The sequence below is a fragment of the Streptomyces sp. NPDC048002 genome, from assembly GCF_040653275.1.
Taxonomy (GTDB): Bacteria; Actinomycetota; Actinomycetes; order Streptomycetales; family Streptomycetaceae; genus Streptomyces.
Window position 1 is genome coordinate 1 of the sequence record NZ_JBEZNL010000080.1, and the last position, 8,438, is coordinate 8,438.

General features: G+C 68.9%; 5 protein-coding genes and 1 pseudogene. 4 read left to right on the forward strand and 2 right to left on the reverse strand.

Annotated features, from left to right (window positions below):
* Positions 1 to 218: 218 nt before the first annotated feature.
* From AB0E07_RS39640 to AB0E07_RS39655, 4 genes and pseudogenes are all read left to right on the forward strand, one after another.
* Positions 219 to 968, forward strand: a complete 750-nt coding sequence (locus tag AB0E07_RS39640; RefSeq protein ID WP_362263307.1) for a TnsA-like heteromeric transposase endonuclease subunit — start codon at positions 219 to 221, stop codon at positions 966 to 968.
* 20 nt (positions 969 to 988) lie between these two features.
* Positions 989 to 3,019 carry a helix-turn-helix domain-containing protein gene (locus tag AB0E07_RS39645; protein WP_362263310.1) on the forward strand — a complete coding sequence of 677 codons (2,031 nt, stop codon included), beginning with the start codon at positions 989 to 991 and terminating at the stop codon, positions 3,017 to 3,019.
* Complete coding sequence (locus AB0E07_RS39650; protein WP_362263312.1) at positions 3,016 to 4,104, forward strand: AAA family ATPase; 1,089 nt, start codon at positions 3,016 to 3,018, stop codon at positions 4,102 to 4,104. The genes AB0E07_RS39645 and AB0E07_RS39650 overlap by 4 nt, the downstream gene beginning before the upstream one ends.
* Positions 4,101 to 4,469: pseudogene (locus AB0E07_RS39655) on the forward strand (TniQ family protein); the annotation flags it as partial. The gene AB0E07_RS39650 and the pseudogene AB0E07_RS39655, both read left to right, overlap by 4 nt.
* A gap of 2,575 nt (positions 4,470 to 7,044) precedes the next feature.
* Here AB0E07_RS39655 and AB0E07_RS39660 read toward each other — a convergent pair.
* The gene (locus AB0E07_RS39660) at positions 7,045 to 7,551 is read right to left on the reverse strand and encodes an NUDIX domain-containing protein (RefSeq protein WP_362263315.1); all 507 of its coding nucleotides are present in this window, start codon (positions 7,549 to 7,551) and stop codon (positions 7,045 to 7,047) included.
* Positions 7,552 to 7,560: 9 nt separating this feature from the next.
* On the reverse strand, positions 7,561 to 8,106 hold the full coding sequence (locus AB0E07_RS39665) for an AAA family ATPase (RefSeq protein WP_362263318.1): 546 nt from the start codon (positions 8,104 to 8,106) through the stop codon (positions 7,561 to 7,563).
* Positions 8,107 to 8,438 lie beyond the last annotated feature (332 nt).

The window sequence follows — 8,438 nt, forward strand, 5'->3', positions numbered from 1 at the left end:
TGTAGGTTCCGAAAAGAGATGACGGTGTCCAAGTGATCTGTCGTCAATGTGTCGGTCGGCGCTCTCTTTTCGGCCCGGTTCTCGCTCCGCGCCGCAGTCATGTCCAGTGTCTGAGGTCCAGCCTTTCGTTGGGTTTGCCCTGCCGCACGGTCAGGTTACGGCTGGTCGTGGCCTATGTCCTGGTGTCAGAGGGATCTGACACGAAAGGGCGGGTCGCGGTGGGCGAGTACGACGACGCAGCAACGACAACTGGTCGGACGGCCCGGGCCGTCTACCGGAAGGCTGACGGCCGGCTGGCCGAAGTCGACTGGGACCGGTTGCTGGTGGACGAGGTGGCGGATGGGCTGCCGGTGCGCGAGTTCCGCTGGTACCGCGGCCGGAAGCACTATTCGGGCTGGTACCACGCGTCGACGGCGGGACGGCTGGTGGCCTACGAGAGCCGCCTGGAGCTGGCCCGGATTTTGCTCGCGGACTTCAACCGGAGCGTCGTGCGCATCGCGGCTCAGCCATTCCAGCTGGTCGGACGGGACGGGGACCGCATCCGCCGCCACGTTCCTGATCTGTTCCTGGTCCACACCGATGGTCTGGCGACCGTCGTGGATGTCAAAGCCCCCTCACGCATGAAGGACCCCAAGGTGATCGCTCAGTTCGACTGGACACGCCGTCTGTGTTCGGACCGCGGCTGGGCCTATGAGACCTGGTCGGGGGCCGAACCGGTGGTTGTGGAGAACGTGAGGTTCCTGGCCGGCTACCGGCGTCGTCTGCTGCTGGAGGAGACGGTGCTGGCCGAGGTGCTGGAAGCGGCCGGTCGTCAGTCGACGATCGGCGGTGTCGAGGCGGCCTTGGCGAGCCGCTATCCGGGCGAGGTGGTCCGGCCCGCCGTCCTGCACCTGGTGTGGTGCGGTGGTCTCACGGCGGACCTGCGCCAGCCGCTGGCCGGGACGACCGCCATTCGGGCGGCGGCGTGAGCGGGCAGGCAGTGACGGTCATGCCGGGAGGCCGTCTGTTCTTCGAAGGCGATGTCGTCGAGGTCATGGAGCTCGACGGGCTGCAGGTGACGGTGCGCAATGAGCGCACGGACGGCTTCAGTGTGATTCCGCTGGGTCGCCTGGCGGCCGGGGCACGGGCCATGGACGTCGCCGTCGACACTCCGTTGGAGGGTGTCGGCGTGCTGCTGGCGGGGCTGTCTGCTGCTCAGCGCATGGCACTGGGCGAGCGGGCCGGGCATGTCAGGGAGGTCCTGAGCGGCTATCGGGCCGGACACGCTGACGCGGCCGTGGCGGGCGAGCCGCGGCCCGGGTTCGATCCGGATCTGCCGCTTCGCGACCGGATCGCGTCGAAGGCTGCGGAGTTGGATGTCTCGCCGCGCACGCTGGAGCGGTGGCTGAACGCCTACCGGGCCAGCGGTGAGGCGGGATTGGTGGACACCCGCGCGGTCAGGGGCCGGGGCCGCAGTGTCGATTCGCGGTGGGAGGAGGCGGTGCGCCGGGTGCTGGCGGAGTCGGTGAATGCCTCGACGCCGACCCGCTCGGCCGTGCTGAAGCGGGCCGAGGAACGTTTGGTGGCCGAGTACGGCAGGAATGTGGTGCTGCTACCGTCCCGGAGCACGGCTTATGCCCGGCTGGCCGAGTTGGCCAAGGGCACGAACGCGGTGTCGGGCAGTGCGAAGGCCCGCCGGTCGATCGCTCAGCGTCCGCAGGGCACCTATGGGCGGCTGCGGGCGAGCCGGCCGGGTGAGTACGTGGTGCTCGACACGCAGGACCTGGACATCTATGGCATGGAGCCGGTGACTTGCCGCTGGGTTCCGCTGCAGCTCACCGTCGCGCAGGACCTGTTCTCGCGGTGCATCGTCGGGCTGCGGGTGACGGCCTGCTCGACGAAGGCGGTCGATGTCGCCGGGGTGCTGTTCGAGGCCATCTGTCCGCCGCTGGAACAGGCGGCCCGGACGGGGCTGGCGCCCTATCACGGGCTCTGGGACGAGGTGGTGTTCACTGAGGACGCGCCGCGTCCGGGCCGGGGGTTGTGTCCGCCGGAGACGCTGGTGATCGACCACGGGCGGGCCTTCATGTCCGCTCATGTCATCGGGGTGTGCACCCGGCTGGGCATGTCGATCCAGCCGGCCCAGCCGAAGAAGCCCACCGACAAGCCGACCGTCGAACGCTTCTTCCGCACCCTGCGCGAGGGGCTGATCCAGCACCTGCCCGCCTACAAGGGGCCGGACGTCCACAGCCGCGGCGAGGCGGTCGAGGAGGCCGCGTTCTTCTACCTCCACGAGGTGGAGGAGATCATCCGCGAGTGGGTGGCTGAGGTCTACCACCGGCGCGAGCATGACGGGCTGGTCGTCCCGCAGTGGCCGAAGCTGTCGCTGTCGCCGCTGGAGATGCTGCGCATCGGTCTGGCACGGGCGGGCCGACTGCGCATGCCGGCCTCGCCGGACCTGGCCTTCCAGTTCCTGGCGGTCAAGGCGCGCACGATCCAGCACTACGGCATCGAGGTCGACGGGCTGCGTTACAACGGCCCGGTCCTGGACGGCTACCGCAACGCGCCCAGCCCCTACGGGAGCGGGTTCGGCAAGCAGTGGCCGATCCACGTCAATCCGGACGATGTCCGCTTCGTCTACTTCCAGGACCCCGACAGCGCTTCCTGGCATGCGCTGGAGTGGGAGCACGCGCCCGCGTTGTCCATGCCGTTCAGCGGCGAGGCCGCCGCCTACGCCCGTCGGCTCGCCGCCCGCCAGGGCCGCCACGTCGACGCCGCGCAAGCCCTGGCCGACCTGCTGGCCCGCTGGGACCAGGGCATGGTCACCGACCGTCGCGAGCGCCGCATGGCGGTGCGGCTGTCGGCCGAGCGCAGTGCCCTGGCCCTGCCTGCGCTGCCCGAACAGAGCGGCCCGGCCGCCCCGGCCGGACTGCGGCTGGTGGCGGAACTGCCCGCCGGGGACGCCGATACGGAGGACGAGATCTTCGACGTCCCGGACGGTGACGACTTCTACGCCGACGCCTTCGAGGTGATCGAGTGAAGCAGCCGAACCTGTTCAGCCTCTCCCGCAAGGAGGGCTGGCGCCGCTACGCGGATGCTCCTGCCCGGCAGCGGCCCGAACGGCTCACCCGCGCCCAGCTGAAGGCTCTCGGCGAGGAGGCGGCCGAGGACTACAACGATGCCCGCCATGACTGGCACGCGAACTTCGGCATCGTCAACACCCCACAACTGTCCACTATTCATGAGGAGTTGGACCAGATCGTGGCCAGCAACCGGCAGGACGGCGACCGCATCCGCTCTGCGGCGGTCATCGACGCCCTGCCCGGGCTGGGCAAGACCACCATCGCCAACCTCTATGGCCGCACCTTCGACCGGCAGCAGATGCGCCGCCTGTCCCCGGTGACCGATGGCGGACACGAACGCATCCCGGTCTTCCGGGTCGGCCTGACCTCCAACACCACCCTGCGCACGCTGAACCGGATGATCTGCGAGTTCTACGGTCACCCCGCCACCGATCGGGCCAATGCCGCAGCCCTGGCCAGCCACGCGCTGGACTGCGTGCTGTCTTGCGAGACCCAGCTCGGGATCATCGACGATATCCACTTCATCGACCTGGACCGCCGCGATGGGCTGGCGGTGTCCAACCATCTGAAGTGGCTGGCCAACGAGCTGCCGGTGACCTTCATCTATGTCGGGGTGGGACTGGCCGAGCGGCGGTTCTTCGCCGACGGGCTGACCGGGAAGAACACCGTGCTGGCCCAGACCGCCCGCCGCTGGACCCGGCTCGGGGTGGACCCGTTCCGCCTGGACACCGACCATGGCCGCAAGCACTGGCGGAGCCTTTTGAAGACCACCGAGTCCCGCCTGGTCCTGGCCGAGCACCGGCCGGGCATGCTGGTGCGGCTGGCGGACTACCTTTTCGAACGCACCAGCGGGCACGTTGGGTCGTACTTCACCCTGGTCCTGCGCGGCTGCTATCGCGCGATCCGCACCGGCGCCGAAATCCTCGACCGCGCGGTTCTCGACGGAGTCCGTCTCGATGAGGCATCCGAACAGGCCCGTCGGCAGATGGCCGCCGCCTTGGCTCATGGCACGATGCCCTCCGCGCTGGGGGACACGGCATGAGCGAGACACGTGTGCTGCCCCTGCGAGTCGGCATCCTGCCAGGTGAGGGACTGGACAGCTGGCTGGAGGCACTCGCCCGCCGCAACGGGCTGACATTCCCCGGCTTCCTGTCCGTGCTCGGCCTGCCCCGCGACTACATGACCCGGCGCCTGGTCACCGGCATCACCTCCGACCAGCTGCGGATCCTGGAGGCTCGCACCGGACTTCCGGCAGGGCGGCTCGATCAGGCGGTGGTCCGCCCCGGTTTCCCGTTCGGGCCGCAGCGCCAGCGGCGCTGCCGGTTCTGCCCACAGTGTCTGGCCGAGCGAGACGGCCGCTGGACGCTGTCGTGGTGGATGCCCTGGACGTTCGCCTGCCTGCGGCACGGCACGCTCCTGCACGATGAGTGCCCCGGCTGCGGCGAGGGCGTCCGCATCCGGCTGCCCAGCCGCACCCATCTCACCCGGCCCGCGACCTGCACCTGGCGGCCCGACGGCCAGTCGCCCGTATGCGGCACGGACCTTACGGGCGCCGAACCGCTGCTTCTGGCGCCCAGTCATCCGCTGCTCGCCGCACAGCGCTGGGTCGACGAGCAGACCGGCCACGCGGATGCTGCCCGAGCTCACGCCATGCTCTCGGACCTGCACGCCTGCACCGTCTGGGTGATGCGCACCGTCACCGAGGCCGACCTCGCTGGCATGGGCCCGCTGGTGGTGCGGTCCTGGAGCTTGCGTCCCCGTGACCTGCGCAGTCCCGCCCAACGAGTCCAGCATCTCCCGGCCGCTGTCCGCGGCGTCATCGCCCACACCGCCCGCCCGCTGCTGGACGGCGATGAGGCAGCAGGCATCTTGGCCCTCCGCTCGCTGCGCGAGCGGCAGGACACCAAGGGCAAGGTCATCCCCAAGGGCATGACGGCGGCCCACTGGACCGCCCTCACCTGCGCGACCCGCAGCCGTTTCCTGCGCGCGGGCGACCGGCACATGGGCGCCATCGACCGGCTGCGTTATCTCTCCCCCACCCCGCACGCGCAGACCCCGACACGGGGTGACGCGCGGGTCACCGGCCGCGTCCGGCACCTCCCGCAACTGCTCTGGCCCGGCTGGAGCGTTCGGCTCATCCCGCAGCAGGGCATGAAGGAGAACCTGTTCCGCGGGATCGCCTCCGCTTTGCTGCTGATGCCCCGCGAGGCGGCCCGCAGCTCCCGCCAGGTCACCGACCGCCTCCACCCCCACCTGCCCAACGCCATCACCGTCACCCTGCAAAGGAGCCTGCACAGCGGCCACCCCGACGTGCTGACCGCGCTCTGCTCCCTCGCCGTCCACCTGGACGAACACGGCAGTCCGATCGACTACGAGCGGCGACGCACCGCGGTTCCGTCGGCCCCGCTGACGGAGGACACCTGGCGGCAGATGTGTTTCACCACCGGCTGCCAGCCCGGCGACAGGATCAACGCCAAAGCGCACACCCCTCGCTACGTTCACGCCCAGCGCTACCTCTATCAGCTGCTGACCGGCGCCGATCTCCACGATCCCCGCTATCCGCTGTCCCTGAAGAACAACACCGACCGCGGCCGCTACCTCGCCTTCACCTTCAGCCTGACCACCCCGCAGCGCGAGGCCCTGCATGACCATGGGCGCACGGTGCTGGACGGCCTCGGCATCGATGAACCACTCACCTGGGAACCACCCCACGACCTCGCGGACGGCCTCGACCTGCCCGGACGCAACCCCCATGACATCGACCTCGACACCGTCCACCGCATCGTCATCGCCGAACAGCGAGCCCCCGGCGACGCCGCCCGAGAACTGAACACCACCCTCGCCCACATCCGATTCGCCCTGGAACACGTCGCGACCGAACCGCAGGTCTGGACGGGCAAAGCCTCACCGCTGGCCGCCTGGCGCCTGCGCGAACGAGCCCGCCAGATCTTCACCAGCGACTTCCTGCACCGCGAATACACCGAAGGCGGCAAAACCCTCACCCAGATCGCCCGCGCGACCGGCTTCCCCCGCTATGTCGTGGTCGAACACGCGCAGGCTCACGGCATCACCATCTACCGGACCCGCCGCCCCACCCCCATCGACGAGGACTGGCTGCGCGAGCAATACCTCACCCGCAAACGCTCGTCCGGCGACATCGCCCGGGAGGTCGGCGTCAAGGACGAGACGATTCGCCGCCGGCTCCGACAACTCGACATCCCCCTGCGTCCGCAGGGCGTTCACAGCCGCACCGTGATGCTGGCCCCGCTCGACACCGCCCTGCCCCACGACATCCGCCGAGCGGTCGAAGGCACACTGCACGGCTGGCACCGACTGCACCGCTTCCACATCGCGATGGCCTTTCCGTCTCTGGAAACGGCAGCGAGCTACCTCAAGGCCGAACGCAGCGCCCTCGTGACCCAGTTCCAGCGACTCGAACGCGACCTCGGCACCGACCTCTTCCACCGATCCGCCTTCAACAAGCCCCAACGCCCCAGCGCGCGCGGCCAAGTGCTGCTGCGTGACCTCGCGCACGAACGGGTCCAGGAACTCATGCGCACCGCTCTCACCAGCGACCAGTTCTTCGCCATGCCCGACGAAGGCACGCTCGCCCGGGCGATGGAGAGCCTCCGCACCCGTCGGCCACCCAGCCCCCTCCGGCCCTACGACAACATCCCGGTCCCACGCATCCGGATCCGAGCCGAAACGCTCACACTCCTGCGGGATCTCGTCGACCACGCACCCACCGAATTCTTCGGATCCCAGGTCAGCGCAAGGACCGGTCTCAACCAAGGCAGCATCTCGGACCGACTCCGCCAACTCGAACAGGCCGGCTGGCTCGCCAGCAGGCCCGAAGACGACGCCAGCTGGCTCAGCCGCGCAACTCCAGGACGCGGCGCGGGACGACGCCGCACCTACTACACGCTCACCGCCGCGGGACGCCGAGCCGCGGAGCACGAGCTCCAGCAACGTGCACCGCAGCTCACGCCTCTCCCTGCCGCACGGGCAGAGCGCGATATCGGTCGAACGCCTCGCGAGCATCCGGAACGAACTCCCGATGCCGGACCAGGTCGGTCAGTTCGGACTCAGTCAGCCAGTCATGCCAAGCGACCTCCGAAGGGTCGGGCTGGATCGGTTCCGTGACGACGACCTCATGCAGACCGAGCCAATACGGGCTGATCACGCCCTCGCACAAGAACTTGAACAGGAAACGAGGACGGGCATGAACACCCAGCTCTTCCAGCAACTCCCGCGCAGCAGCATCCTCATACGACTCGGCCACGTCCACGGCGCCTCCGAGCATCCAGTTGATCTGCCCCGGGAAACGAGTGTCATCGTCCGGGCGGCGGTGGACAAGGAACCGCCCCGCACGGTCGCGGCACACGATCGTCGCGATGCGATGCAGCCACCGCTGACGAATCGCCTCCCCCCTCTCCACAACAGCCAGAACCTCGTCACGCTCGTCAACCCGCTCAACAAGTTCACCCACGATCCAGCCCTACCGGCCCGCAGCCGCGCCGACACGGGCCAGCACCACGTCGGCCAACTCCTGCGGGGTCAGCTCGCCGTCCAGAAACACGGTGTCGCTGGGCAGGGTGTCGGCAGCGGCCATGCACGGCGCGATCTTGTCCTTGCACCAGCGCCGAACCTTCTCGTCCTGCTCAGGGTTGTCCGGGGTGAACCTCCGGCCGTCGATCCTCGTCTCCAGAACGTCTCGGGAGACCTTGAGGAAGAAGTGGTGGACGTCGATGCCCGCGTCCTTCAACGCGCCGAAGATCTCACCGACATAGCCGGGGTTGACCAAGGTCATGGGGACCAGAACCGGACGTCGGTACTCCTCAACCAACCCCACCGCCAGGTCGGCGACCTGCCGCCGCCACAGTCGAAGGTCCTGGAAGTCGCCGGTCGGCACCTCCACGATCTCCCGCAGCACATAGCCGACCATCTCGGGGTCATAGATCAGGGCCTCGGGCCATCGCGGACGCAGCTCGTCCACCAGCGTGCTCTTCCCGCTGCCGAACGCACCATTCACCCAGACGATCAACGCGATCCTCCCCGCCCCGGTTGCCAGGCCCGCGCGTCGAGCCCGGCACGTCGGATCAGCATGCCGCGCGAATTAGATGAGGGCGAACACCATTGCAGATCATGCCCGAAAGATCGCCAAGTGGGACCGGAACCCGCTGCCGAACTGGGTCACCTCACGTTGTCGAAGCCACTCCACGAGCCCTGCGGGCTCGGGCAGATCCGCCCGAGCCCGCATCCAGCCCGAAGAAACCGACAGCCCGGCTGGACAAACGCACCGACAGATCGTCGAGACAACCACGCAAGGCCGCAGGTCATCGCGGCGTCAGCCGACAAACCAGATCGGAACCTACA

Coding starts and splice junctions, on each gene's coding strand:
- AB0E07_RS39645 (WP_362263310.1), top strand. CDS start 989: ATGCCGGGAGGCCGTCTGTTCTTCGAAGGCGATGTCGTCGAGGTCATG.